27 protein-coding genes and 1 other annotated feature are annotated in these 25652 nt (G+C 35.8%); all 27 genes read right to left on the bottom strand.

The window, feature by feature from the left end:
* Positions 1-645: Nif3-like dinuclear metal center hexameric protein (locus tag ACEWK1_RS16985; protein WP_416636528.1), on the bottom strand; the 645-nt coding region annotated here is incomplete at its 3' end.
* Entirely contained in the window at positions 645-1358 is a 714-nt protein-coding gene (locus tag ACEWK1_RS16980) for a tRNA (adenine(22)-N(1))-methyltransferase (protein ID WP_212136717.1), read from the bottom strand. The genes ACEWK1_RS16985 and ACEWK1_RS16980, both read right to left, overlap by 1 nt.
* Positions 1359-1481: 123 nt before the next feature.
* Complete coding sequence (gene cccA / locus ACEWK1_RS16975) at positions 1482-1844, bottom strand: cytochrome c550 (RefSeq protein WP_121662865.1); 363 nt, start codon at positions 1842-1844, stop codon at positions 1482-1484.
* Positions 1845-2286: 442 nt separating this feature from the next.
* On the bottom strand, positions 2287-2823 hold the full coding sequence (locus tag ACEWK1_RS16970) for a hypothetical protein (protein ID WP_121662866.1): 537 nt from the start codon (positions 2821-2823) through the stop codon (positions 2287-2289).
* A 121-nt stretch (positions 2824-2944) separates the two neighbouring features.
* Positions 2945-4066: an RNA polymerase sigma factor RpoD gene (rpoD, locus tag ACEWK1_RS16965; RefSeq protein WP_121662867.1), complete on the bottom strand. Its 1122-nt coding sequence runs from the start codon at positions 4064-4066 to the stop codon at positions 2945-2947.
* A gap of 123 nt (positions 4067-4189) precedes the next feature.
* Complete coding sequence (gene dnaG / locus ACEWK1_RS16960) at positions 4190-6016, bottom strand: DNA primase (RefSeq protein WP_121662868.1); 1827 nt, start codon at positions 6014-6016, stop codon at positions 4190-4192.
* A gap of 32 nt (positions 6017-6048) precedes the next feature.
* Entirely contained in the window at positions 6049-6453 is a 405-nt protein-coding gene (locus ACEWK1_RS16955; RefSeq protein ID WP_212136719.1) for a YaiI/YqxD family protein, read from the bottom strand.
* 402 nt (positions 6454-6855) lie between these two features.
* A complete protein-coding gene (locus ACEWK1_RS16950) occupies positions 6856-7668 on the bottom strand; it encodes a pyruvate, water dikinase regulatory protein (protein ID WP_098797483.1) in 813 nt (270 codons plus the stop codon).
* Between the two features lie 31 nt (positions 7669-7699).
* On the bottom strand, positions 7700-8329 hold the full coding sequence (locus tag ACEWK1_RS16945; protein WP_121662871.1) for a helix-turn-helix transcriptional regulator: 630 nt from the start codon (positions 8327-8329) through the stop codon (positions 7700-7702).
* Between the two features lie 323 nt (positions 8330-8652).
* Positions 8653-10716, bottom strand: a complete 2064-nt coding sequence (glyS, locus tag ACEWK1_RS16940) for a glycine--tRNA ligase subunit beta (RefSeq protein WP_212136721.1) — start codon at positions 10714-10716, stop codon at positions 8653-8655.
* Positions 10709-11599, bottom strand: coding sequence for a glycine--tRNA ligase subunit alpha (gene glyQ / locus ACEWK1_RS16935; RefSeq protein ID WP_212136723.1), 891 nt, complete (start codon positions 11597-11599; stop codon positions 10709-10711). The genes glyS and glyQ overlap by 8 nt, the downstream gene beginning before the upstream one ends.
* Positions 11600-11754: 155 nt before the next feature.
* Positions 11755-11928 (bottom strand) — a binding site (T-box leader).
* 56 nt (positions 11929-11984) lie between these two features.
* Positions 11985-12737, bottom strand: a complete 753-nt coding sequence (recO, locus tag ACEWK1_RS16930; RefSeq protein ID WP_121662874.1) for a DNA repair protein RecO — start codon at positions 12735-12737, stop codon at positions 11985-11987.
* 33 nt (positions 12738-12770) lie between these two features.
* Positions 12771-12914: a YqzL family protein gene (locus tag ACEWK1_RS16925; RefSeq protein ID WP_098797488.1), complete on the bottom strand. Its 144-nt coding sequence runs from the start codon at positions 12912-12914 to the stop codon at positions 12771-12773.
* A gap of 155 nt (positions 12915-13069) precedes the next feature.
* Positions 13070-13981, bottom strand: a complete 912-nt coding sequence (gene era, locus ACEWK1_RS16920; protein WP_121662875.1) for a GTPase Era — start codon at positions 13979-13981, stop codon at positions 13070-13072.
* Positions 13971-14468, bottom strand: a complete 498-nt coding sequence (locus tag ACEWK1_RS16915) for a cytidine deaminase (protein ID WP_121662876.1) — start codon at positions 14466-14468, stop codon at positions 13971-13973. Before ACEWK1_RS16915 ends, era begins: the two co-directional genes overlap by 11 nt.
* 155 nt (positions 14469-14623) lie before the next feature.
* Positions 14624-15010, bottom strand: coding sequence for a diacylglycerol kinase (locus ACEWK1_RS16910; protein WP_121662877.1), 387 nt, complete (start codon positions 15008-15010; stop codon positions 14624-14626).
* The gene (ybeY, locus tag ACEWK1_RS16905) at positions 14982-15464 is read right to left on the bottom strand and encodes an rRNA maturation RNase YbeY (RefSeq protein WP_121662878.1); all 483 of its coding nucleotides are present in this window, start codon (positions 15462-15464) and stop codon (positions 14982-14984) included. Before ybeY ends, ACEWK1_RS16910 begins: the two co-directional genes overlap by 29 nt.
* On the bottom strand, positions 15461-17629 hold the full coding sequence (locus ACEWK1_RS16900) for an HD family phosphohydrolase (RefSeq protein ID WP_212136725.1): 2169 nt from the start codon (positions 17627-17629) through the stop codon (positions 15461-15463). Before ACEWK1_RS16900 ends, ybeY begins: the two co-directional genes overlap by 4 nt.
* Positions 17630-17916: 287 nt before the next feature.
* The gene (locus tag ACEWK1_RS16895; protein ID WP_121662880.1) at positions 17917-18879 is read right to left on the bottom strand and encodes a PhoH family protein; all 963 of its coding nucleotides are present in this window, start codon (positions 18877-18879) and stop codon (positions 17917-17919) included.
* A 3-nt stretch (positions 18880-18882) separates the two neighbouring features.
* Complete coding sequence (yqfD, locus tag ACEWK1_RS16890; protein WP_212136727.1) at positions 18883-20070, bottom strand: sporulation protein YqfD; 1188 nt, start codon at positions 20068-20070, stop codon at positions 18883-18885.
* A gap of 158 nt (positions 20071-20228) precedes the next feature.
* Entirely contained in the window at positions 20229-20516 is a 288-nt protein-coding gene (yqfC, locus tag ACEWK1_RS16885; RefSeq protein WP_121662882.1) for a sporulation protein YqfC, read from the bottom strand.
* Between the two features lie 70 nt (positions 20517-20586).
* Complete coding sequence (locus ACEWK1_RS16880) at positions 20587-21126, bottom strand: hypothetical protein (RefSeq protein WP_212136728.1); 540 nt, start codon at positions 21124-21126, stop codon at positions 20587-20589.
* A gap of 69 nt (positions 21127-21195) precedes the next feature.
* Positions 21196-22188 (bottom strand): flotillin-like protein FloA, encoded by a 993-nt coding sequence (floA, locus tag ACEWK1_RS16875; protein ID WP_121662885.1) that lies wholly within the window; start codon positions 22186-22188, stop codon positions 21196-21198.
* Positions 22189-22221: 33 nt separating this feature from the next.
* The gene (locus ACEWK1_RS16870) at positions 22222-23538 is read right to left on the bottom strand and encodes an NfeD family protein (RefSeq protein ID WP_373995108.1); all 1317 of its coding nucleotides are present in this window, start codon (positions 23536-23538) and stop codon (positions 22222-22224) included.
* Positions 23539-23805: 267 nt separating this feature from the next.
* Complete coding sequence (locus tag ACEWK1_RS16865) at positions 23806-24252, bottom strand: GatB/YqeY domain-containing protein (RefSeq protein ID WP_121662886.1); 447 nt, start codon at positions 24250-24252, stop codon at positions 23806-23808.
* A gap of 14 nt (positions 24253-24266) precedes the next feature.
* On the bottom strand, positions 24267-24440 hold the full coding sequence (gene rpsU, locus ACEWK1_RS16860; RefSeq protein ID WP_015595024.1) for a 30S ribosomal protein S21: 174 nt from the start codon (positions 24438-24440) through the stop codon (positions 24267-24269).
* Positions 24441-24689: 249 nt separating this feature from the next.
* Positions 24690-25358, bottom strand: a complete 669-nt coding sequence (gene deoC / locus ACEWK1_RS16855; protein WP_180320428.1) for a deoxyribose-phosphate aldolase — start codon at positions 25356-25358, stop codon at positions 24690-24692.
* Positions 25359-25652: the final 294 nt, after the last annotated feature.

Here is a 25652-nt window from a genome sequence, read left to right as displayed (position 1 = left end):
CTTTTTTTGAATTGATTGCGGGAAAATTGTTTCAATTCTGTGTTCGTCTACATACTCAAGTTTTCCCTTTTCACCTATGAAAGGATTTGACTGATCTAGAGGCAAGAAGCTTCCCTCTCCTTTAGCTGAAAAAGAACAGTGACTATAGGCACCGATATGACCAGCTCCTGCACTTCCTAACGCATCTCTCACCACTTTTTCATGAGTATCAGGTACAAACACCACCAGCTTCTTTAATTGATCCTCATACGTGGGAACAAGCACCTCTAAATTGGTTAATTGCAATGCTTCCGCTAATAAATCATTAACCCCTCCAATTGCTACATCCAAATTAGTATGCGCTGCATAAATCGCAATGTTGTGTTTGATACACTTTTCAAGCATTTTTCCATAAGTGGTTTCAGTTGATAGAGTTTTAATTGGTCTAAATATCGGAGGATGATGAGCAATTATTAGATCAACATTTTGATCGATCGCTTCATCAATAACAGATTCAACTACATCTAATGTAATCATCACATTTTTAACTTTTTTGTTTAAACTACCAATTTGAAGCCCAATTTTATCTCCTTCAACAGCATATGCTTTTGGTGAGAATGACTCAAACAATTGAATGACTTCAAAGCCATTTGGTTTTTTAGTCATTAGCTAAGAACCTCCTCTACCAGCTTCATTTGCTTTATTATTTCTTGATATTTCTCATTCTTTTCGTATGTATGTCCAGCTTCTTCAAGTTTCGCAATGATGGATTTCCAATGTTGATATTCCCCAGACCATTTTTTTTGAAATGTTTCTGATTTCTCCTTAGCTAAAATTGGTCCTAATAACAATCCAGCTTCATAAGAATAATGTTTATATGGACGCGTTGCTTCACCTTTTTCCGCTACTAGTACTTCATAAAGCTTTTCATCTTCCTCTAAAATTTCTTCTTCAATAAGCTCCCATCCGTTTTCTACTAACCACTCACGTATATAAATAGCATGAATGTTAGGCTGAAGGATTAAACGAGTAACACCTGTTAATTTTGCTTTTCCTTCTTCTAAAATCTTTTTAATTAGTGCACCACCCATACCTGCAATCGTAATACAGTCAACAGACTCACCGTCCTCTATTACTGAAAGTCCATCACCTTGTCTTACAGATATTACATTAGTCAGATCACATCTCATTACTTGATTTTTAGCAGATAAATAAGGACCATCTGTAATTTCCCCGGCAATCGCAGCCTTAGCCTTCCCTTGTAAGATAGAGTAGCAGGGTAAATAAGCATGATCCGAGCCTATATCAGCAAAGATCGCATCTTTTGGGACATAAGATGCAACAGTTTCAAGTCTTTTTGATAGTTTTAATTCATTCATAAAGTTAGTCACCACAATTCGTTATTCTACATTTTCTTGGACATCATTATCTTGTCCAAAAGCTCCTATTTAAAAGTATAAAAAAAGTCCTTCACAGATGCAAAGGACTTCTTTATTTGTAGGTTATTTAATTTGAGATACCCATTCAGCCATTTCGTCCAGCTTTTCATCTGGAACAAGACCAGCAGGCATAATTCCTCTACCTTCTTTAAGTGTTGTTTTAATATCATCTACACTTATTTTCTCACCAACGCCTACAAGTGCAGGACCAGCTCCACCCTCATAGTTTTGTCCATGACATGAAATACAGTTTTGTTGGTAAATTTCTTCCGGTGTAGCGTTTGCAACATCTTCCGTTTTTGGTTCTTCTTCTCCGCCACTAGCTAGTTCTTCATGATCGCCAATACCTTTAAAAGATAAAAGGAACATAAGGCCGATTCCTAGCACAGCAATTAATAAAAATGGAATAAGTGGATTGCGATTCATCATGTAACCTCCCTTATGTAAATAGTGAGCCTTTTCATCATTGGCAACATATCATTGCCTCTAATGATGAGTAGAATTATCGTCTGTCTTACGAGCAGTCCCCTCCGATAATTCTTTTATCTACTTTCATTTTTAGCTTTGTTATTTTGATGGCTGATTTCTTATCCATGGGTGGTCGCTGCCCCTTAGAATACTTTCGATAATCAACATATAGTCAAAATAAACAATATAGCTACATTTCTCATAGGGTTCTACTGCCCGGTACTGCTGGATAATCAACATAAGTACAATTTTTATAAACAACCTCTATTTTACTGTAATTTTTGAAATAGGAAAAGACCTATCTTTTAACATCTCCATGTTTTTCACACTTTAGACAAAAAACAGACAATAGTTAAATGTAAGCGTAATTCTTTGTTGACATTATATCCAGTAAATACTTTCAAAATATAATACTTAAGATAACGATAAAGAGGGCTATTATACCACTTACAAGCAAATAATAGATACGAAATAACTTTCCAGTTATAACCCAGAGCAAACAATTACAAACAACTGTCAAAACAACCCAAAGGTCAGTCCCTTTCACAACAAAATCTACAATTGTTATGGAACTAACTAATAGTTGCACAAATGTGATTACTAACGGAATTTGAAATGCAGCTTTTTTTCTAATTACGTAAGCGGTAACAAGTCCCGAAGCTAAAACAAATATTCCTGTTGTAACTGTTTGCAAAACAAAAGACAATTCAGTAAAATAGGTGACAAGAAGAGAACAAAGAAGAAGAAAACTAAGAATACCAATTCCAATAATCGCAACATTAGGTCTCTTTGTTTTATCTACTCGTTGTCCCTTTTCATCATGGGTGCCTTCTGTATAGAGGGCAAGTAAAAAATTACAGTAAGTGTCAGGAAGCAACTTATTTTCTTTCCAATATTTAATCTCGCTAATAATAATATCTTTCTTTTCTCTATTCATGTAGTCATCCTTAATAAGTTGTTTCCTTTATTTTAAAAAGGAAAACAGGGCTTGTAAATGAAAATTTTAAAGGGATCCTTTTGCACAAGAAAAAAGACGGACAATTGTGTCCGCCCTTATCCTATTCTAAGAAATCCTTTAGACGTTTACTGCGGCTAGGATGACGTAACTTACGAAGCGCTTTTGCTTCTATTTGTCGAATACGCTCGCGTGTTACACCAAATACTTTTCCTACTTCTTCAAGAGTACGTGTTCTTCCATCATCAAGTCCAAAGCGCAGGCGCAATACGTTTTCTTCACGGTCTGTTAAGGTATCTAGCACATCTTCAAGTTGCTCTTTTAATAATTCATAAGCAGCATGTTCAGAAGGTGAGGTAGCATCCTGATCCTCGATGAAATCTCCTAAATGTGAATCATCTTCTTCACCAATTGGAGTTTCTAACGACACAGGCTCTTGAGCAATCTTTAGAATCTCTCTTACCTTATCAGGAGTTAGTTCCATATCTTCTCCAATTTCTTCCGGAGTCGGTTCTCTTCCTAAATCCTGTAATAATTGACGTTGAACACGAATTAATTTATTAATTGTTTCAACCATGTGAACTGGAATACGGATTGTACGGGCTTGGTCTGCAATTGCACGTGTAATTGCTTGGCGAATCCACCAAGTAGCATACGTACTAAATTTATAACCTTTTTCATAGTCGAATTTTTCGACAGCCTTCATTAACCCCATATTACCTTCTTGGATTAGATCTAAGAATAACATCCCACGACCAACATAGCGCTTAGCAATACTTACAACTAAACGAAGGTTAGCCTCAGCAAGTCTACGCTTTGCTTCTTCATCGCCTTCCTCAATACGCTTAGCTAAATTAATTTCTTCATTAGCTGATAATAAATCAACACGGCCGATTTCTTTCAAATACATTCTTACAGGGTCATTTATTTTAACTCCAGGTGGAACACTTAAGTCATTTAGATCAAATTCTTCTTCCTTAGCAAGATCTTGGATATTTGGATCAGCATCTTCAACATCTTCACCCGCTTCACCAATTAGTTCAACACCTTGTTCACCAAGAAATTCATAATACTCATCCATTTGGTCTGATTCGATTTCGAAGTTAGACATACGTTCCGCAATTTCTTCATATGTCAAAACTCCACGTTTTTTCCCAATTTCAGTTAACTGATCTTTCACCTGTTCAAAGGTTACTTCTGTTTCATGGGTTTGTTTATCAGCCATAGGATCCCCTCCTTCCAGACTTACCATCTTAAGATAAGCATTTGGATTACTGTTTTTTAGGTAGTATTCCTTTATTTAAGATGACTTGGTCTATCATTAACCGCATCATCAATTGCTTACTTATTATGATTTTAGAGCTTGTTTTAATTGAATAATTTCCATTGCAATCTGAGCCGCTTCTTTAAATTGCTTATTTCGTTCAGCTTCATTTTTTTCAGTTTCTTTTTCTTTTATCATTAACATTTTTTGATGATTCAACACCTGTTTTATATAATCAGATAACTCCTGTTCACTTACTTCAGAGTTTAAGGTAATCATCGCAATGTTGGATACGGTATGTTGTAATTCAGGGTTTGGTAATCTAGAAAGAAAAGAACTTACATTTTCTTCATTTCCTTCCTCATAAAAACCATATAAATAAGTGACAATAGCCCTATGCTCTTCAATATTAAATTGAAGACCAAGCCGATCAAGAACCTTTTCAGCAATATCTTTACTTCTTAGCATATGTGCTATCAACATTCTTTCAGCCGTATGAAATGCTGGTAATAACCGTTTTGATTGAATAGGGACTCTTTTTGGCTGCTGCTGAGACATTTTATTTTGTTGCTGCGGAGGTTGCTGTTTACTTATTTGTTTTTCCTTCTGAAAAATTTGCTCCTTCAATACATCCATTGACAGGTCAAATTCCGAGGATAATTGTTTTAAGTAAATTTCTTTTTCAACAGCATTCTCAATTCTAGATAGTTCGGAAAGAACAGAATCTATATATTGAAGTCTTTCCCCCTCATTATGAAGATTTTTTCCTCTTCGATAATAAGTCATCTTAAATGTCATGATCGGTACGCTTGCCCCTATTACATCATGTTTGAATTTCTCTTCTCCGAACTTTTTGATGTAGTCATCAGGGTCCATACCATCTGGGACCATCGCAACTTTTATTTTACATCCTGCTGCCTTTAATATCTTAGAGGCCCTCATGGTTGCTTCAATTCCGGCAGAATCAGAATCATAACATATTATGACTTCAGACACATTTCTTCGTATGATCTTTGCCTGTTCTTCTGTTAAAGAGGTTCCCATTGTCGCAATGGCCTGTTCTACTCCAGCACGTGTTGAAGAAATAACATCCGCAAATCCTTCGAATAGGACAACTTGTTGATTTTTTCGAATATGTAATCTTGCACGGTGAAAATTATAAAGCAGCTTGCTTTTATTAAATATTTTCGTCTCTGGGCTATTTAAGTATTTAGGTTTTTCGTCACCAAGCACTCTTCCTGAAAAAGCAATTGTATTACCATGATGATCCATAATTGGGAACATGATTCGATTCCTAAAACGGTCAAAAAATTCATTGTCAGAGTTGTTTTTTTTAACAAGTAATCCTGCTTCCTCCATTAATGAAAGATCAAACCCTCTTTTTTCCAAAAACTTAGAAATAAAGTCCCAAGAATCTAAAGAATAGCCTATTTCAAACGCATCGATTGTTTCTTTTGTAAATCCTCTGTTCAATAAGTAATCTAATGCAGGTTGACCTTCTTTTGTGTTTACTAACAAATGGTGGTAAAATTTCTTTAACAGCTCATGTGCTTCAACCATTTTATCAGTACTTTTCGAAGCAACTTTCCCTTGGTTTTGATCAACTGGCGAAATGGAAGGCAAATCGATTCCAGCCTTGTCTGCTAAGTGCTGTGCTGCTTCTATGAAAGTATATCCTTCATGTTGCATAAGAAAAGAAAAGACATTCCCTCCAGCACCACATCCAAAGCAATGGAATATTTGCTTATCAGCTGAAACAGAGAACGAAGGTGACTTTTCACCATGAAATGGACATAACCCAAAATAATTCCGTCCTTGTTTCTTCAATTGAACATATTCACTTATTACATCAACAATGTCAGAAGTTCTTTGTATTTTTTCGAGTAATTCCTCGGGAATTCGATTTCCCATGCTAACAACTCCGTATTACAGATATTCGATATTTATTCAAGTTCTCCTGCATGTTTCGACAAAATTTTTTCTAAATTTGTGATAAAATTTAAAGTATCATCATCTGTAAACTTTTTTGGTCCTTTCGTATATTTGCCTCCTTTTCTTTCCATGGCAGACAAGTATCGAAATTGAAGAGCTGTATCAATATTAGCTTCTGTATATTGTTTTCCCCTTGGGGTAATGAAAATAACATCTTTTCTTATTAATAAGCCCGCTAAACCAATGTCTTGCGAAATAACAATGTCGTTTTTATTGACGTGGTTTACTATGTATAAATCAGCTTCTTCTTTACCCGTGTCAACAAAAACCCATTCTCCTCCATAAGTTCTACCTGTTGTATGGTTATAAGAAGCAACAAATATGACATGAATGTTATACTTTCCCGCAAGATCCATAATCTCCGTTTTAACTGGACAAGCATCAGCATCTACATAAATTTTTTTATTTTTTTCGTCATATTTCTCTATTCTACATCACTCCGAAAATTCCTTCTTATTTCACACCTTTGATCGTTACTATTCGAGAGAACGTTCTAAAATTCCTTTTGTCGAAATTTTTTTTATATAATATCTTGACAGTTTACAATTAATAGTTTATTCCCATATGTCAAGTTCTAAACCTAAAAAAAGTATTTTTTATCACAATTTTTTATTATAATACAAAGGTTCATAAATTTCTATTGTTTTTTTGTCGTAATCAATCGTAAAATATCACCATTTGACAAATGAAACAAAGAACACGAAGGAAAAGGATGACTATTACAGCCACCCCTTGGAATTTATTCCCTTTACCAGTCTTTAATTTTGGTTATTCATAAAGTTAGCAATAATATTTGCCGTTTCCTCAACCGCCTTATTTGAAACATCCACAACCTTACAGCCTATTTTGTCAACCACTTTATCAAAATAATTCAATTCCTCTTTAATGCGATCAATATTCGCATAAAAGGCCTCATCATTTAAACCTAATGATTTTAGCCTTTCTTTACGGATATTGTTTAATTTCTCCGGCATGATACGTAATCCGATACACTTTTGTGCTGAGACCTTATAAAGCTCTTCAGGTGGCTCAACCTCTGGAACAATCGGTACATTTGCCACTTTGAACCGCTTATGAGCTAAATACTGAGAAAGTGGAGTTTTAGAAGTTCTGGACACGCCTATTAAAACAATATCAGCCTTTAATATCCCTCTTGGGTCACGGCCATCATCGTATTTAACAGCAAATTCAATAGCTTCAACCTTTTTAAAATAATCATCGTCTAACTTTCGTACTCTTCCTGGCTCATATTTTGCAGTTATCCCATATGAAGTTTCCATCTTATCAATAAGAGGACCAATGATGTCATAATAAACAACACCTTGTCTCGTTGCTTCTTCAATTAGAAATTCTCTTAATTCTGGTACAACTAATGTGAAGCACACAATAGCTTTTTCCTGCTTTGCCAACGAAAGAACCTCAATAATTGTTCCTCTATCCTCAACGTAGGGAATTCTTTTGATTTTCGTATTAGCTGATGCTCCATTAAATTGACTTGCCGCTGCCTTAACTACTAGTTCAGCAGTTTCACCTACAGAGTCCGAAACTACATAAATCAATTGATAACTCATATTCTATTCCCCATTTCAACAGTTAGCCATATTATTCATTAAGAAAGCTAACAAGTATTTTCGTCATATTTGTTTTCGTAATTCTCCCAATAACTTCAAGACCCTGATCTGTATCTTTTACAACCGGTAAACCATCGATTTGTTTTTCTATGAGAACTTGAGCTACGTCTATAATATAATCTTCAGGCCTACAAACAGTTATATTTGGCATTCGTGTCATGATAATATTTACCGGGATCGTCGTAAGTTCCTGCTTTCCAATACTTGTTCGAAGTAAATCCTTACGAGAAAGAACTCCTATTAAGTGCGATTGTTCATCAACTACAAATAGTGTTCCAACATCTTCTAGGAACATCATACATATGGCATCATAAACAGAAACATTAACATTTACAACAATTGGAATGGATTGATAGTCTTTAACTTGAAGACTCTTTAGCTCTTCCATAATCAAATGGGTATTTGTTTTACCTGTGAAATAATATCCTACACGTGGTCGTGCCTCTAGATATCCAGCCATTGTCAAAATAGCTAAATCCGGACGAAGGGTAGCTCTTGTTAAATTTAATTGATCAGCAATTTGTTCGCCTGTAATTGGACCATTAGCTTTAACGATTTCGACAATTTGTTCTTGCCTTTTATTTAGTTCTATAAGACTCACCGCCTTACTATTAGATATGTATTATTTCATTATGGCTTTTCCAAACACTTTGCAAGGTTGCTCATTTTCCGCTAAATCAACCTTAAACAGCGGATCAAAGAGCCTCTTAATAACAATCTATAAAAGATCCTTAATTAATATAATAACATTAAATCTCTTGTGTATAACACATTAATACTTAGATAAGGCTTCAAATGGTTTTTATCCATATGTCGATTATATACTATCTACCTATTATGAAAAGCATATTGTTCAGCTTTAATACCTTGTAGCTAAAGAAAAAGGGCTGACAAAGATTAAGTCAGTCCCTTCCTATTTAATCATTACTTTACTAAAATGACATTCATTTTTGCAAAGGATTCTATTAATTGAGATAGTTTGACCATTTGGGCCAGACGATTCGCCTTTACATTTTCATCATCTGACATAACCATTGTATGATCAAAATAATCAATAATTACCGGTTTCAATTCTGCTAAAATAACATAATTTTCTCGGATCTTTTCTACAGATTTAAAATTGTTTAACTGATTAACTGCTTGAAGATATGCATTATAAAGTGATCTTTCATGCTCACTTTCTAATAAATCTTCATTAATATCTAAGTTATTTCCTTTTTTAGCAATATTCATCACACGAGCCAGTGCCTCAACAGTTTCCTTAAATTCAGGTTCAACCGAAGCCTCTTGAAGAACTTTAGCACGTGCAACAAGTGAATTCACCTCAAGTATAGATGATTCTAAAACCGCATCGTTTAAGTCATAACGAATGTTTTCTTCGGCTAAACGATATTTTAATCTTAGTCTAAAGAATGACTTTAATTCTTCTTTCGCTTCAGTAGAACCTTTATCACCATAAAAAGATAGTGCAAGCTCAAATAACTCTGGCAAAGCAATTGTCCATTGCTTCGATAAAAGAATTTGAATAATTCCGCTTGCTTGCCTTCTTAAAGCATACGGATCCTGTGACCCAGTTGGAATTTTCCCAATGGAGAAAAACCCAACAATTGTGTCTAACTTGTCAGCTAATGCAACAATTGCCCCAACATTTGAAGTAGGTGCTGCATCCTCTGCATGTCTTGGCATATAGTGCTCATTAATAGCTCGAGAAACTTCTTCTGTTTCACCGCTTAGTCTCGCATACTTTTCACCAATTTTCCCTTGAAGCTCAGGAAATTCATACACCATATGTGTAACCAAGTCAAACTTACAAATAGACGCAGCTCTTTCCACGTCTTGCTTTTCATTTGAAGGTACTTGAAGTAGGTCTGCTAATTTGCCAGAAAGGCTAACAACTCGTTTCACCTTTTCTCCTAAAGTTCCTAACTCTTCATGGAAAACAATTTTATCAAGTTTTTTTACGGCATCCTCAATATTGAGCTTCTGATCTTCTTTATAGAAGAAATTTGCATCAGAAAGGCGTGCACGTAACACTTTTTCATTACCTCTTGCAACATTTTCAAGATGGTTTTGATCACCGTTTCTTACCGTAATAAAATATGGCTGTAATTCTCCAGCTTGGCTTCTTACTGGGAAATAACGCTGATGTTCCTTCATCGTTGTAACCAACACTTCATCTGGTAACGATAAATATTCTTGTTCAAACTTCCCAAACAAAGCAGTTGGATATTCAACAAGATTGTTTACTTCCTCTAAGAGATCCTCGTCAACCGGGATGACCCAGCTATGTTCCTGTTCTAGATCTGACAACTGCTGACTTATTGCTTCTTTTCTTTTTACAGGATTTGCAATAACGAATTGTTCTAGTAATACCGTTTCATACAATGAAGGCATCGCAATTTCAACTTTCTCTCCTAGAAAACGATGACCATATGTATATGAATCTGTTTTTACCCCAGCAATTTCAAAAGGAATGACTTCTTGTCCAAATAAGGCTACAAGCCACTTAATTGGTCGGATATATCGTAATTCTTGGCTTCCCCAACGCATGTTTTTTGGGAATGTTAATCCCGTTATTAATTGTTTAGCCTCTGTTAATAATGTTTTTGCTTCTATCCCTTTTGTGAATTTTTGAACGTGGACATACTCAACGCCATTAATTTCCTTAAAGTAGATATCTTCAACAGAAGCGCCTTGTCCTTTTGTAAAGCCTATTGCAGCTTTTGACCAATTGCCATTCTCATCAAGAGCAATCTTTTTAGCAGGCCCTTTTGCTTCTTCTTCAATATCAGGCTGTTTTTCTAGCACATCTTTTACTAATACGGCTATACGGCGGGGAGAGGAATAAGTTCTCACTTCGCCATGTGATAACTGTTTTTCATCAAGCCATTTTGTTAATTTGTCTGCAAATTGATTCATTGCATCTGTCACATAATGTGCAGGCACTTCTTCTAAACCAATCTCTACTAATAAATCTTTCTTACTCATGATTTGTTCCTCCTTCCTGCTGTAACATAGGGAAGCCTAATTTTTCTCGTTCTTCATAAAATGTTTTTGCGACTTTTCTAGCTAAGTTTCTTACACGACCAATATAGCCTGTTCGCTCAGTAACAGAGATCGCCCCTTTTGCATCTAAAAGATTAAATGTATGAGAGCATTTTAAAACATAATCATATGCAGGATGGACAAGACCTTCATCCATCTGTCTCATAGCTTCTTTTTCATAGGTTGAGAACAAATGAAAAAGCATATCCGTATCAGACGTTTCAAAGGTATATTTTGAATGCTCATACTCAGGCATTAAAAAGATATCACGCACCGTGTATCCATCAGTCCACTCTAAGTCAAATACATTTTCTTTATCTTGAATATAAGATGCCAGCCTTTCAATACCATACGTGATTTCAGCTGAAACCGGCTTACACTCTAACCCACCAACTTGTTGGAAATAAGTAAATTGAGTGATTTCCATTCCATCTAACCATACTTCCCAACCTAAACCAGCACAGCCTAACGAAGGGTTTTCCCAGTTATCCTCAACAAAGCGAATATCATGCTCTAATGGATTAATTCCTAAAGCACGTAATGAATCAAGGTAAAGCTCTTGAATATTGTCTGGTGAAGGCTTCATTATCACTTGAAATTGATGGTGTTGATAAAGTCTGTTAGGGTTTTCCCCATAACGTCCATCAGCAGGTCTTCTAGATGGTTCAACATAAGCCACCTTCCATGGCTCTGGTCCTATACTTCTTAAGAACGTATAAGGACTCATAGTTCCTGCACCTTTCTCAGTATCGTATGCTTGCATAAGCACACAGCCTTGATCAGACCAATGCTTTTGCAACGTTAGAATCATATTTTGAATATTCATCTTTATACACCTCCATTAATTTATAAAACAAGTTTTTGCTTTTGGGTTTAAACAGCATGACTTTTGTGGTCTTATTTAAAACTGACTCGAAGGACACTGCCTTGATAACAGTCTTTTAAATGAAAAAAGCTCCCGTCCCTATGTCAGACTAATGACATAGGGACGGGAGCTAGCCCGCGGTTCCACCCTAATTGCTTATATATGTATAAGCCACTTTAAATGAATATGCTCCAGAACGCCTTTCATTACGGGTCAATCCTTAGCTTTCACCATCCTAAGGTCGCTATCATTGAGTAATCGTAATTACTTCTTTCCTTCAACGCAACAATTGTTAAATTATATTTGCATCTTAATTGAAAATTGTTCTAATGTCAACAATGTCCTTCTATAACTTTCCCTTTAAAGAATCCATTTGATCTAAAAAACGCTTTGATTTAATTGTTAGACCTGTATATTCCTGATAATAGGAGTTGATGACCATTTTTAATTCATTCTTCGTCTCCTGTTTGACAGAAATATTTCCTAATCGGTTTAAATCAAAATAATAAAAAAGACGAAGGAGCTTTACTGTCATCGGAGATATCTGTAATCGATAAGGATCATTTTCAAAACATCGATGACATAAAAAGCCTCCCTCTCGTATCGAAAAATGAAATGTTCCATCTTTTTGACCACAAATGGAACAAGCATTAAGCTGAGGCTGCAGCCCTAATACTGGTAACATTTTCATTTCAAAAATATGAATCAGAATATCCGGATCTACATCTTCATCTAGATATTGAAGGGTTTGTTTTAATAATTCAAATAAAAAAGGGTTTCTGTCTAGGTTATCAGTACTTTTGTCTAGTAACTCAGCTAGGTATGAAGCATATGCTGTTAAAAAAATATCTTCTCGAATACTTCTAAATGACAAAATTGTTTCTCCCTGCTGTAGACCACCTAAACCACTAGATTTTTGAAATAGGAACGTCCCATACGTAAAAAGTTGGGTGATTGACGTAAGGCGACTATTAGGTTTCTTAGCGCCCCTAGCCATAACCCCAACTTTCCCAAGTTCTCTCGTATATAATGTTATTATTTTGTTTGTTTCACCGTAATCGGTAGATCGTATAACAATTCCTTCACATTTTTGAAGCAAATTTCCCCTCACCTTTCAAAGGTTCAGGCAAGATCAGGAAATTGGAAAATCTAGTTCAGCTAGTTCATCATCTTGAGAATCGGGTCCTTCATCATTCTCCTTTTCTAACTCTTTAAAAAGAAGATACGTATCAATACTACCTGTTTGCGAAAAAACCTTCCAGGTAAAATCCAACATATAAACCCCACCTTTCAGTTGTTAAGACTAGCAAGCAATAAATCCAATTTCTTTACAGTTATCTTGACCTTATTTTCTTCATTTCATGTTAAACAATTTTTACTAATGCTTTTCATGAATAGGATTATTTTGTTTATTGTTTCATCCTAAACGCTTTAGTATTCATCTTCTCTAAATCCATAATCACGAAGCTGTGAAGCTTTATTTCGCCAATCTTTTTGCACTTTTACCCAAAGCTCTAAAAACACTTTAGATCCTAACAATGCTTCAATATCGACTCGGGCTCTTTGCCCAACTTCTTTTAGCATACTCCCACGCTTACCGATTACAATACCTTTTTGCGAATCACGCTCGACAATTATCGTTGCGCCAACATATATTGCAGCATTGTTTTCACGGCGCTCAAGCGTATCCATTACCACTGCAATGGAATGTGGAATTTCTTCTCTTGTTAAATGTAAAACCTTTTCTCGAATTAGCTCTGTTATAATAAATCGTTCCGGGTGATCTGTCACTTGATCTTCCGGGTAGTACTGAGGCCCTTCCGGTAGGACAGCTTCGATTTGTTGTAGTAACGTGTCAACATTGTTTCCCTGCAGTGCTGAAATGGGAACAATTTCTTTAAAAGGATATAACTCTTTATATTGTTCAATGAGAGGCAGCAGTTGATCAGGGTGTATTTGATCTATTTTGTTAATAATTAGAAAAACAGGTGTGTTCGTTTGTTTTAACTTCTCAATGATGAATTCATCACCACGACCATACCCTTCTTCTGCATTAATCATGAATAAAATTAAATCAACCTCTTTTAACGTGTTTTGTGCTACTTTCATCATAAAATCGCCAAGCTTATGTTTTGGCTTATGAATTCCTGGGGTGTCAATAAAAACTGTTTGAGATTGATTTGTTGTATAAACCCCTTGAATCTTGTTACGAGTTGTTTGTGGCTTATCGCTCATAATTGCAATTTTTTGACCGATCACCCTATTAATAAAAGTAGATTTTCCTACGTTTGGTCTTCCTATAATTGATACAAATCCTGATTTGAAAGATTGATTATGATTCATGTAAATCCTCCGCTGAAAAAGCTCCTGGTAGTAATTCGCTAACTGTAAGTTCTGAAACATCACCTTGGAGGTTTGTTAAAACAATTTTCATGTCTTTTGGACAAAGCTCTGCAATTACTTGACGACAAGCACCACAAGGTGGAACAGGTCTGACTGTATCTGCTACAACGGCTATGGTTGTATATTCTTTGTCACCTTCTGAATATGCTTTGAATATTGCTGTTCTCTCAGCACAATTACACATGCTGTAAGCAGCATTTTCAATATTGCAGCCTTTATAAACTTTTCCATCCTTCGTTAATAAAGCTGCACCTACTTTAAACTTAGAGTAGGGAGTATAAGCCATTTCCCTTGCTGCTTTCGCTTCTTCGATGAGTTGTTCAATGTTCACTAAATCTTTCTTCCTTTCTCTAAGAGAATGACTAATTCTCTCTTTTATTTTACCTAATTTTCGGATAGATTTCACGCCTAATTCAAACTTTGTCATTTAATTGTAAGAATCTTCGGACAGTATATTTAATACATTAAAAGGTTTGTCTTTAAAGTTAACAAACCTTTTTTCAGTAAAAGAAGTCCTAATTTAACAATGATAAGCTATCTGCATTATTCCGGAGCCTCACCATTTGCTTTGACAGCTCATAGCTATACAAATAATTTAAGATGACTCCATATAATAATTACACCAATTATAACCGAAAGAAACGCATATACCAAAACCGCTCCAGCCGCAGCGTCTTTTGCTGCTTTTGCAAGCGGGTGGTAATCTGGTGTAATTAAATCAACAACATGCTCTAAAGCGGTATTGATCAATTCTAACGAAAGCATACCACCGAGTAAAAACAGGAGAAGAACCCATTCAAATGTTGTAAACCCTAGAAGCATTCCCACTATTAGCATGATGAAGGAAATAGAAACATGGATCTGAAAATTCCTCTCCGTTTTAAAGGTTTGAATAATACCGGACCAAGCAAATATAAAGCTTCTAAAAAAACGCTTCCATTCAGATAGTTTCGGATCTTTTAAGTCCATATTGATTTAAAATTTCCTTTTGTTTAGTAAACATCTCTTTTTCATCAGCTTCTGTCATATGATCATAACCTAAAAGATGGAGAAAACCATGTACAGCTAAAAACCCCAGCTCCCTCATAAATGAATGACCATAATCCTGAGCCTGTTCTTTGGTCCGAGGAATCGATATAATGATATCTCCAAGCATTCGAGGTTGATCTATACCAACAATTTCAACCTCGCCTTCTCCCATCTCTTCTAAAGCAAATGAAATAACATCAGTTGGTTGATCTTTGTCTCGATAATCCCGGTTTACTTCTTGTATACGTTCATTTGTAACGAATGTGACTGAGATCTCAGCACCTTCTGTTATCCCTTCTTGTTCAGCAGCAAACTGCAAAAGTTCTTCAACTGTATGTATTTCCTTTTCAGTTAATTCATTTGTTTCATCATGACTATCGATAGATAATCTCATTCTTTCTTCACCTTCTGTTTTTTTGTTAGTTCAGGGTACTCAATTCTAGAATGGAAAATTCCTTTTAATGATTCACAAAAAGACTTGGCGATAATATCCAATTCCTTTAATGTTATATCACATTCATCTAACTGATTATCTTGTAATCGATCAGAAATGATTGACCTGACCAGTTTTTCAATCTTTTCAGGAGTAGGGTTTGACATTGAGCGTACTGCAGCTTCTACACTATCTGCAATTGAGATAATCGCAATTTCTTTTGTTTGTGGCTTTGGACCCGGGTAACGGAACTCCTCCTCATAGATGGAATCATTCGTTTGCTTAGCCTGATGATAAAAATATTTTAAAAGTGTTGTCCCATGGTGCTGTTCAGCTATATCAACAAATTCTTTTGGCATTTTATGCTTTCTTAACATTTCCACGCCATCTGTAACATGGGAAATAATGATATTTTTACTAAGTTGTGCAGAAAGCTTATTATGTGGATTTTCAATATTCATTTGATTTTCAATGAAGTACTGTGGACGTTTTGTTTTTCCAATATCATGATAATAAGCAGCCACCCTTGCAAGAAGTCCATTAGCACCAATAGCTTCACAGGCGGATTCTGATAAATTAGCAACCATAACACTGTGATGGTATGTTCCAGGGGTCTCCGTTAAAATTTTCCTTAGTAATGGGTGATTAGGATTGGCTAACTCAATTAGCTTCATCGTTGATAGTATGCCAAAACCTGTTTCAAAAAATGGCATAAAACCTATTGTCAATACCGAAGACACAAGACCTGACGCACATGCCATCACAAAATACGAGGATATTTCCATATTAGAATATCCACCATTTCTAATAAGCATAATGGCTGTAAGTGCTAGCACATTGACTCCAGCAACAAATAAACCTGCCTGCAAGATTTTGGAACGCAGGTTATGTTCACCTAAAAACAACACCCCTGCAAGACAGCCAAAAAGATAATAAATTCCGATAGAAAAGTTAAAATTGCCTGTTATTCCTTCATTAAATATAACACTTCCACAAACAGCAAAGATCATACTAGTTAAAATAGCTAATCGTTCATTTAATAATAATTTAACCAGCATAACTCCCATTGCAACCGGAACGATATAACCAATGTGTGTATAATCGATCTTTTGAAATAAGCTGACAATTTTCATTAATAAAATCGTAATAGCAAAGATTAAACAATATAATAACAAAGAATTATTTTTTCTTGAAATTGGACTGTCTTTCTTTTCGAAAAAATAAACAACTGCTGCCAAGATAAGGAGGATAAATAAACCGAGCCCCAAAAATGGTTTAAAAGATTGATGGTCATCTAATAACCCAACAAGGCCAAGTTTTCGATAAACTTCACGGTTAATGAGTTCATCTTCCTCAACTAAAATTTGCCCTTGTTTTATTTGCGCTTCTTTTACACTATCTACAGCTAGCTGTCTTTGCTCTTCTGTTGCTTCAAGATCAAACACATAGTTTGGCGTGATCGCAAATCTAGCAAGAGTTGTAGCTGATTCAGAAACTTCTGGTCGTAACGATGTATATTGGAGCTCATCCTCAACCTGCTTTTTTGCTTCTGTTAATTGAACAATAGGTATTTCTTTGCTCATTATATTATTCACAGCTGTTACAACAGCATCTTTCGCTAACTCAAGTTCGTCTTCAGATGTTTCAACTAATGATACAAATGTATCAGCAGGTATTTTTTTGTTGATTGAATCCGTTAATTTCCCTCTGATCTTCTCAACTTTCTCATTTGACGTGGTAGTTGAAACACCCTCTTCATTGCCTTTTTCTTCTTCTTTTCTAACCTCTATTACAGTGTCAAAGATAGACGAAACAAGGTCTACTTGCTTTTCTGAGATTTCCTTTTTTAAAACATACTGATCCTCTACTGAGTCATATGCTTCCTGTTGCTTTCTTTCAGTCTCAACTTTATCTTCCACCGTTGTAGGAGCATAAATTGTCTGGTCAGAAACAGTAAAGAGCTCAATATCCAGCGTTTCAGGCTTTACATTACTGTACAAAGCTACAAATAAGATTACGGCTAAAATGCTGTATAAAAAAATATGTAAAAACTTGTAGCTATTTAACTTATCTATTACTTTATTCGTTCTTTTATTTTCCTTTGAATTGGCATTTTTTTTCTTCATGATTGGCACCACCCTCTAACAACCTTCCAAAGAAAAGCCCCTATAAACAATTCTATACTACCATTATTCATTTTTATCGAAAAATGTTCAACTGTTAAGACAAAATATGACAAAAAAAGAACAAAAGTGCAAGCACTTTCATAAACAATACCTTAAAAAGGATTTTGTTGAAAGTGCCTAAAGAATGACTGTTTATTCATAACTCACTCAATTAGACTGAATGCAGCATTCTACATACTTTTTTTCAAAGAAAAATGACCCGATTAAGGGTGCTCGGGTCATTTTTCTTATTTTGAATTTTCATCATATGCCGAAATAATTTTAGCTACAAGTGGATGTCGAACAACGTCTGATTGCTCGAGAATCACAAAAGATAATCCACTAACATTTGTGAGGATATCTTTCGCGGTAGCCAAGCCTGATTTAACTCCTTTTGGAAGGTCAACCTGTGTAATATCACCAGTTATGACCATTTTGGAGCCAAATCCCAGTCTTGTTAGGAACATTTTCATTTGCTCCGGCGTAGTGTTCTGCGCTTCGTCTAAAATAACGAATGCATCATCCAATGTTCTACCCCTCATATATGCCAAGGGGGCAATTTCAATTGTCCCACGTTCAATCAGCCTTTGGGTGTGCTCCATTCCCAAAACATCATGAAGAGCATCATATAATGGTCTTAAATAGGGATCAACTTTTTCCTTTAAGTCACCCGGTAGGAATCCTAAGCTTTCTCCGGCTTCCACAGCTGGTCGTGTTAAAATAATGCGTTTAACCGATCCAAGTTTTAATGCATTTACGGCCATTACTACAGCCAAATACGTTTTTCCCGTTCCTGCAGGGCCAATTCCAAACACTAAATCCTTTTTTTGAATAGCAGAAATATATTGGCGCTGACCTAAGGTTTTTACGCGTATAGACTTTCCTTTAGCCGTTTTTGCAATTTCCTGCATATAAAGGTTTTCCAGCTGATCTAGCTTTTGTTCTTTCGCCATATTAATGGCATAAATAATGTCTCTTTCACTAATGTTAATACCTTTTCTAATAATGAGAAGAAGTGATTTAAGAAGTTCATCGACAAGTTTAACATTCTCGGCACTTCCTGAAACATGTACTCCTTCTCCTCTTGTTACAATCGAAACATTTAAACCCTCTTCAATTCGTTTTAAATGAAGATCATGGTTACCAAATAGAGCAATTGCTTCGTTTGGATTTTCTACTTGTTGATTCATTGTCACTAATTCTTCTGGCATTCTTTAATCTCCCTGAACAATTGGTGTGGTTTTTACAATATTTTCTATTGCTTGATAAAGAACAGTCAACTTAACTTTACCATTCTCATTCGATTGGTGCAAAACTTTTTCACCTATGACCTTTTCTTCTTCATCCAATTTGTCTTCAATATCTTTACGTCCTCTATCTAATGCAGCTTCTTTTGCTTGCTCAACACTATACTCTCTTTTTATCTGTTCCTTTTCACGATGTGTTTCATTCACATAGGCAATAGGAAGTGTAAATTTCAAAAATTTCACATGATAAACATCATCTTCAACTTCAAAAGATTTAAATTTACTAGCTCCAAATCCCCATACTGGGATTTTTAAGGAACCCAGTTGAAGATAATGTTTAACTTTAGCTTCCCCAGTTAACACATCAAAAGTCGTTTTTAATGGAATTGTTATTGAAGATTTATACCAAGTTTCCCCGAATATCTCAGCCTTAGCAGCAACTTTCTTTTGTTCATCTTCTTTACCAATCAAACCGGATACTAATACCTGCCCCTTTGAAACATGTTCATTTAGGGTTGTTAGCGGTTGACCTTGCTCAACGAACATCTTTTTAATTACAGCTTCCTTCTGTGCAACAATATGTCTTGGACTTACTAGCTCTTCTTCCTCAGGCTGGTTTTTCTCTACAACTTTTAGATGATAGGTTGTACCTGTTAATTCTACTCCAACCCATGTGATTTGTTGTATATTATCTGTTAAAGTCTTCTGAATATCATCTGGATTTTCAACCAAAAATTGGAACTTACCGGTTTTAACTCCGATACTGGATAATTCTTTTTTAATTAAGTGTTCTGTTTCAGGTGATGCACCTTCGACCTTTATTCCCCAAATCATATTAGATAAAACAAAAATGACCATTAAAAAGGCAAGCAAACCTAAAACGAAACCATTATTTCTCCATGACTTTTTAACGAAAAAAGGAAAGCCCAACCTCTTTTCAAACCTACATTTACACTCACTTTTCTTTACAACAGCTCGTAAAGCATGTACATCTTGAAGGCGTATAAAAAAACTTAAACTTTCTGACTCATATCGTTTAACATTCCACACCACAATATTATTTCGGATACAGTCGTTTAAAAACCTCTCTGTACCTCTTCCGCTAATACTCACTTTAACTACACCAAACAAATAACTCGTCCATTGATTCTTCATACTCATCCCCCTGTTTAAGAAACACATCAATAAAAAAGAGATATATACTTGTCTGCCGTGTTGCTGAAACCACAGCAGACAACTAGACAATTTCACCCAAATATTCCTTATGATTACATGAAGTTCTTTACAATTACGAACGATAGGAGTAAAAACATTTAAGACTCATCAAGGTATAAAACTTGGTTGATTTTACCTTCTAATAAAATTTCTTCCGGAAGAATCGTTTTTATGACAAAGGCTTCACCTTTAATTAAAAGCTGACCCTGCTTTAGTAATAGGCGGAGCTCAGTATCAGTAAATGTAAGGAGTCCTCGATGATTCTCTATGTAAATATGTAGCTGTCCAACCATCGTAATTCTAGGAAGATCCATCATGACATCCGGCGGGAGTTCAATGTTATTTGTTATCCATCTCGTTAATTGCTGGCGCCATTTTTTTGCCATAAAAAAAGACCCCCTTTCATCTCATATGTATGAGAGAAACCGGAGTCTTATAACACGTTTATTTGTTAAGTTACAATCGTCTTCTATTTTGGGTATAATGTGGATTTTTTGAACGAGGTGCCCCAAGAATTTCACTCCAAATAACACCTTGAGCAGCACTTTCCTGATCAACAATAAGCTGATTACGATTTACGTTTCGGTTAACTTTTGGTAACTTCTCTTCTTTTACAGCTCGAGGTTTATCAAGACGCTCTTTTACGATATTTACCCTATCTTCTTTAACAGGTGTGCGTTTCATCTTCTCATAAGCCTCTTGTACGGTTTGAAGAGGTGGTTTGTTTTCTTCTCTTTGTTTCGTTTCTACCGTAGTCATGACCGGCTTCGGCACGGGCCTTGGATTTGGTCTAGAGCTAGTCCTTGGATTTGGCCTTGGGTTCGGCCTTGGATTTGGTCTAGAATCTTGCCGAGTATCCTGCGGAGAAACTGTTTGTTTAGTTGGTTGTTTTTGTTTCGTTTCATCTTCTTTTGTCTTAGAAGTGAAAACCCGAGAGAACAGCCATGCTAAAGCCGCCCAGACAAGAGGGTTTGTGAAAATTTCTGTTATATCCACTCTTTACTCCCTCCTTTTGAATGAGGAATAGGGATTGAAAACTCAATCCCTTTTATTTGAAAACACTTCTTAGTACTGATCTGAATCATTATGATCTTTATTTGTTTTTCCAATTGAATCTCTCATGTCTGTATCTGCGGATATATTTTTAATGTTCATATAGTCCATTACACCAATATTACCTGAACGAAGAGCCTCAGACATAGCAAGAGGAACTTTCGCTTCTGCTTCCACAACCTTAGCTTTCATTTCCTGAACACGTGCAAGCATTTCTTGTTCTTGTGCAACAGCCATTGCTCTTCGTTCTTCTGCCTTTGCCTGAGCAATCTTTTTATCTGCTTCTGCTTGCTCTGTTTGCAATTCTGCACCAATGTTTTTACCGATATCAACATCCGCAATATCAATCGAGAGAATTTCAAAGGCTGTACCTGAGTCAAGTCCTTTTCCTAAAACAGTTTGAGAAATCAAATCAGGGTTTTCAAGAACTTTTTTGTGATTATCTGATGAACCAATTGTACTTACGATCCCTTCACCAACACGGGCGATAATTGTGTCTTCACCAGCACCACCGACAAGTCGTTCAATATTTGCTCTAACAGTAATTCTAGCTTTAGCTTTTACTTCAATACCATCCATCGCAACACCAGCGATAAACGGTGTTTCGATAACTTTTGGGTTTACACTCATTTGTACAGCTTCTAGTACGTCACGACCAGCTAGATCGATTGCAGCACAGCGTTCAAATGTTAATTCAATGTTTGCACGTTCTGCGGCAATTAACGCATTTACAACTCGGTCAACATTACCACCTGCTAAATAGTGACTTTCTAGTTGGTTAGTTGTCACATCAAGACCTGCTTTATGTGCTTTGATCAATGGGTTGACAACTCTACTTGGAATGACACGACGTAATCTCATTCCGATTAGCGTAAAAATACTTATCCTTACACCTGCTGCTAAGGCAGAAATCCAGAGGGCAATCGGTACAAATGTAAAGAAAACACCTAAAACGATTAGCCCCAATATGACAAGTCCAATTAATAAGATTGCAGAAGCATCCATTATGTTATTCCTCCTAATGTTAATGTTTTTTCTTTATAGTTCTCTCACAACAATACGTGAGCCTTCTACTTTTACTACTTTTACCTTATTTCCTTTTGTAATATATCCGCCTTCTGTCACTACATCAAGGCGTTCATCACTAAAAATAGCTGTACCTGAAGGCCTCAAAGTTGTTAGCGCTACTCCTTCAGCACCAACTAATTCAGCTCTAGATACATTGGATACATAACCACTTTCGGTATTTGTTGAATCACGCAAAATTAGCTTTTTAAATATATTCATACGCTTTCCAAACACCTTTACTAATAGAATGGATGCTGTTACTGAAACAGCAAAGGAAATTAAAAGTGAAATCGTCATGTGAACAAAATCACCTGAAGCTACATATAAGCTAGTGATAATGCTAACAAAACCTACTATTCCCAATATACCACCTGGTACAAAAAACTCGGCTATTATCAAGATAATCCCAAGAATAAATAGAATAATGGATTCCATTCCAGCTAATCCCGCTACTAAGTGACCATAAAAGAATAAAAGAAGTGCTGCAAGTCCCATGCTTCCCGGAACACCAAATCCAGGTGAATAAAGCTCCACAACCAACCCTAGACTTCCTATTGAAAGAAGAATTGGAACAACAACCGGATTCGTTAGAAACCTTGCAACTTTCTCAGCAAAGCTTTCTTCAGCTACAATCTCCGCGGCATTATTGTAGCCTAATTGTTTTAGTAGATCATCTCGATCAATAGCCGTTCCTTCTGAATATCCAACTTCGAGTGCTTGTTTTGTCTCTAAAGTTAACAAATCACCTTTTCCTGCTCCGTATTCAGGGATATCTACATCTTTATCAGCCATTGCCAGCGCATATTTGGGGTCACGACCATTACGTTCTGCTGACTCTCTCATTTCTGATAACCATAAAGACTGGGCTTTATCATCTGCCGCATTTCCATCACCTGTGATAATAGCAGCTGATCCCATTTGACTACCTGGCGCCATGTATATTTGATTCGCGTTAAGAGCTATATAAGCGCCTGCAGAGATTGCTCTTCTATTAATATAAGCAGTAATCGGGATCTCACTTGAACGAAGAGTATCAGCAATTTCCATAGCTCCATCAACAGCCCCTCCAAGTGTATCAATCTCTAAAATAATGTGATCAACTTTTTGAGACTGTGCATCGGATACGGTTCTTTTAATATATTGCGATAGACCTTTTTCAACCGTTTTTTCTACAGGAATAATATAAACCTTTTCATTTGATTCTGCACTAATAATAGAAGTAAAACCTTGATAAATACTTAATATAAAAGCGAAGACAATCAAGAAAAGAGAAAACCTTTTTCTCACTTTACACCCCCCTTTCTATATCCTATTAGTAATACGGTTATGCACATGAATTAGTTTCATCTTTTTTTGTAAAAGATGATTATATTATAAACATATTTATTCTTTGCTATTTTTTTATTGTCATGTAATGATTTTCTTATGTATGAACAAAAGCACAAGTGCCTCGTTCAGGCTGGATGTCAAAGCGTTATCCAAGATTAAAGCAGGTTATAAATTCACAAACAAAAAATAAAAGACACCTTGCAGAGCAAGATGTCTTTTTGTCATTTATGATAGTTGTTGTTGCACAAGCTTGTTAACAAGACTTCCGTCTGCTTTACCTTTTACTTTGGGCATAAGTGCTCCCATGACTTTCCCCATATCGGCTTTAGAAGTAGCATTTACCTCAGAAATTGTTTGCTTAACAATTTCTGCAACTTCTTCTTCGGAAAGCTGCTCAGGCATATATTTGACCAGTACATCAATCTCTGCTTGTGTTTTTTCAACTAAGTCCAAACGATCAGCATTTTTAAATTCCTGGAGGGAGTCTTTACGTTGTTTTAATTCGCGAGAAAGAACCGTCAATTCTTCTTCAGCAGACAATTCATTATTGCCAAGCTTTATCGCTTCATTTTGTAAAGCAGCTTTGACCATACGAATGACAACTAATTTTTCTTTTTCCTTGTTTTTCATCGCTTGTTTCATATCTTGATTCAAATGATCAAGAAGACTCATACGTACACCCTCTTTTAGAATTTGCGCTTTCTAGCTGCTTCAGACTTTTTCTTACGCTTTACGCTAGGCTTTTCATAGAATTCGCGCTTTCTTGCTTCTTGTATTGTACCACTTTTTGATACAGTACGTTTGAAACGACGAAGAGCATCTTCAAGCGACTCGTTTTTACGAACGACCGTTTTTGACATTCTCTTTCCCTCCCTCCGAATACAACCAATCGACTACTTGTAAATAAAACATGCCTATAGATAAACATGTACTTTGACATTATAATATAATGACTAAAACAGGTCAACTCATATAATAAATTCTTATTCTTTTATTAAAAACCTTTATCTTAAGGCTATCTTATGAATATACCTGTCATTTGTTTGTACTAATGCTCAAAAAGGAATAAATTGGTTGTTGTTATTTTTTGTAAACTATAGCCCTTTATTTTAATAATCAGATGTGGATACTTCACCTTTAACGATTGCAACACCGGAACTTGCTCCGATACGAGTAGCTCCCGCAGCGATTAATGCCTCTGCACCTTCAGTATCTCTAACCCCACCTGATGCCTTAACTCCAATATCAGGACCTACTGTTTTTCTCATTAAAGCAATATCTTCAACAGTAGCTCCGCCAGTAGAGAAGCCTGTTGATGTTTTTACAAAGTCAGCTCCTGCTTTAACAGCAAGTTCACAAGCTCTTACCTTTTCTTCTTCAGTTAAAAGACTCGTCTCTATAATAACCTTTGTTAGAGCCTTCCCTTTTGCCGCTTCCACAACTGCTTCAATATCACGCTGAACAAGCTCATCATTTTTATCTTTTAAAGCACCGATATTTATGACCATATCAACTTCTGTTGCACCCTTTGAGATAGCATCCTTCGTTTCAAAACCCTTTGTCTCAGGAGTGTTTGCACCTAGCGGGAAACCTATAACAGTACAAACCTTTACTTCTGAATCTTTTAAAAGTTGGGCAGCTATTTCAACCCAAGTTGGATTTACACAAACAGATGCAAACTGGAATTCAATTGCTTCATGACATAGCTTTTCTACTGTTTCTTTTGTTGTATCCGCTTTTAAAGCTGTATGATCTATCATTTTTGCAATTTTAGACATTATGTATCTTCTCCTTTAATTTGATGGTTGTCCGACATCTTACATCTTATCATTTATCATGTATAAAAACGAGTATAAAAATAATTTGTGCTAGTAAGAGAAATTTAGTCATTTTTATGGTTAGAGGAAAGATAAAAGTCAATTCTGTATAGCATGGGGCGGAATTACGTTGATATAGAGAGAGCGAGTAGATACACTTGGATTTTAATTTTAGTAGCCTTTAAAAGTGGTACGTATGAAGATCGTATTCCTTTACTTTTCTCTAGCTTTTGGTCTTCATCGACCTTATGAACG

Source organism: Metabacillus sp. YM-086, assembly GCF_048059995.1.
In the GTDB taxonomy this organism is placed as follows: domain Bacteria; phylum Bacillota; class Bacilli; order Bacillales; family Bacillaceae; genus Metabacillus; species Metabacillus litoralis_B.
The sequence above is the reverse complement of the archived record's forward strand: the minus strand, read 5'-3'. Positions and strand labels throughout refer to the sequence as shown.

Coding starts and splice junctions, on each gene's coding strand:
- ACEWK1_RS16980 (WP_212136717.1), bottom strand. CDS start 1,358: ATGAATGAATTAAAACTATCAAAAAGACTTGAAACTGTTGCATCTTAT.
- cccA (WP_121662865.1), bottom strand. CDS start 1,844: ATGAATCGCAATCCACTTATTCCATTTTTATTAATTGCTGTGCTAGGA.
- ACEWK1_RS16970 (WP_121662866.1), bottom strand. CDS start 2,823: ATGAATAGAGAAAAGAAAGATATTATTATTAGCGAGATTAAATATTGG.
- rpoD (WP_121662867.1), bottom strand. CDS start 4,066: ATGGCTGATAAACAAACCCATGAAACAGAAGTAACCTTTGAACAGGTG.
- dnaG (WP_121662868.1), bottom strand. CDS start 6,016: ATGGGAAATCGAATTCCCGAGGAATTACTCGAAAAAATACAAAGAACT.
- ACEWK1_RS16955 (WP_212136719.1), bottom strand. CDS start 6,453: ATGGATCTTGCGGGAAAGTATAACATTCATGTCATATTTGTTGCTTCT.
- ACEWK1_RS16950 (WP_098797483.1), bottom strand. CDS start 7,668: ATGAGTTATCAATTGATTTATGTAGTTTCGGACTCTGTAGGTGAAACT.
- glyS (WP_212136721.1), bottom strand. CDS start 10,716: ATGAGTAAGAAAGATTTATTAGTAGAGATTGGTTTAGAAGAAGTGCCT.
- glyQ (WP_212136723.1), bottom strand. CDS start 11,599: ATGAATATTCAAAATATGATTCTAACGTTGCAAAAGCATTGGTCTGAT.
- ACEWK1_RS16925 (WP_098797488.1), bottom strand. CDS start 12,914: ATGTTGGATTTTACCTGGAAGGTTTTTTCGCAAACAGGTAGTATTGAT.
- era (WP_121662875.1), bottom strand. CDS start 13,981: ATGAATCATAATCAATCTTTCAAATCAGGATTTGTATCAATTATAGGA.
- ACEWK1_RS16915 (WP_121662876.1), bottom strand. CDS start 14,468: ATGACAAAGTTTGAATTAGGCGTGAAATCTATCCGAAAATTAGGTAAA.
- ACEWK1_RS16910 (WP_121662877.1), bottom strand. CDS start 15,010: ATGGACTTAAAAGATCCGAAACTATCTGAATGGAAGCGTTTTTTTAGA.
- ybeY (WP_121662878.1), bottom strand. CDS start 15,464: ATGAGATTATCTATCGATAGTCATGATGAAACAAATGAATTAACTGAA.
- ACEWK1_RS16900 (WP_212136725.1), bottom strand. CDS start 17,629: ATGAAGAAAAAAAATGCCAATTCAAAGGAAAATAAAAGAACGAATAAA.
- ACEWK1_RS16895 (WP_121662880.1), bottom strand. CDS start 18,879: ATGCCAGAAGAATTAGTGACAATGAATCAACAAGTAGAAAATCCAAAC.
- yqfD (WP_212136727.1), bottom strand. CDS start 20,070: ATGAAGAATCAATGGACGAGTTATTTGTTTGGTGTAGTTAAAGTGAGT.
- yqfC (WP_121662882.1), bottom strand. CDS start 20,516: ATGGCAAAAAAATGGCGCCAGCAATTAACGAGATGGATAACAAATAAC.
- floA (WP_121662885.1), bottom strand. CDS start 22,188: ATGGATGCTTCTGCAATCTTATTAATTGGACTTGTCATATTGGGGCTA.
- ACEWK1_RS16865 (WP_121662886.1), bottom strand. CDS start 24,252: ATGAGTCTTCTTGATCATTTGAATCAAGATATGAAACAAGCGATGAAA.
- rpsU (WP_015595024.1), bottom strand. CDS start 24,440: ATGTCAAAAACGGTCGTTCGTAAAAACGAGTCGCTTGAAGATGCTCTT.
- deoC (WP_180320428.1), bottom strand. CDS start 25,358: ATGTCTAAAATTGCAAAAATGATAGATCATACAGCTTTAAAAGCGGAT.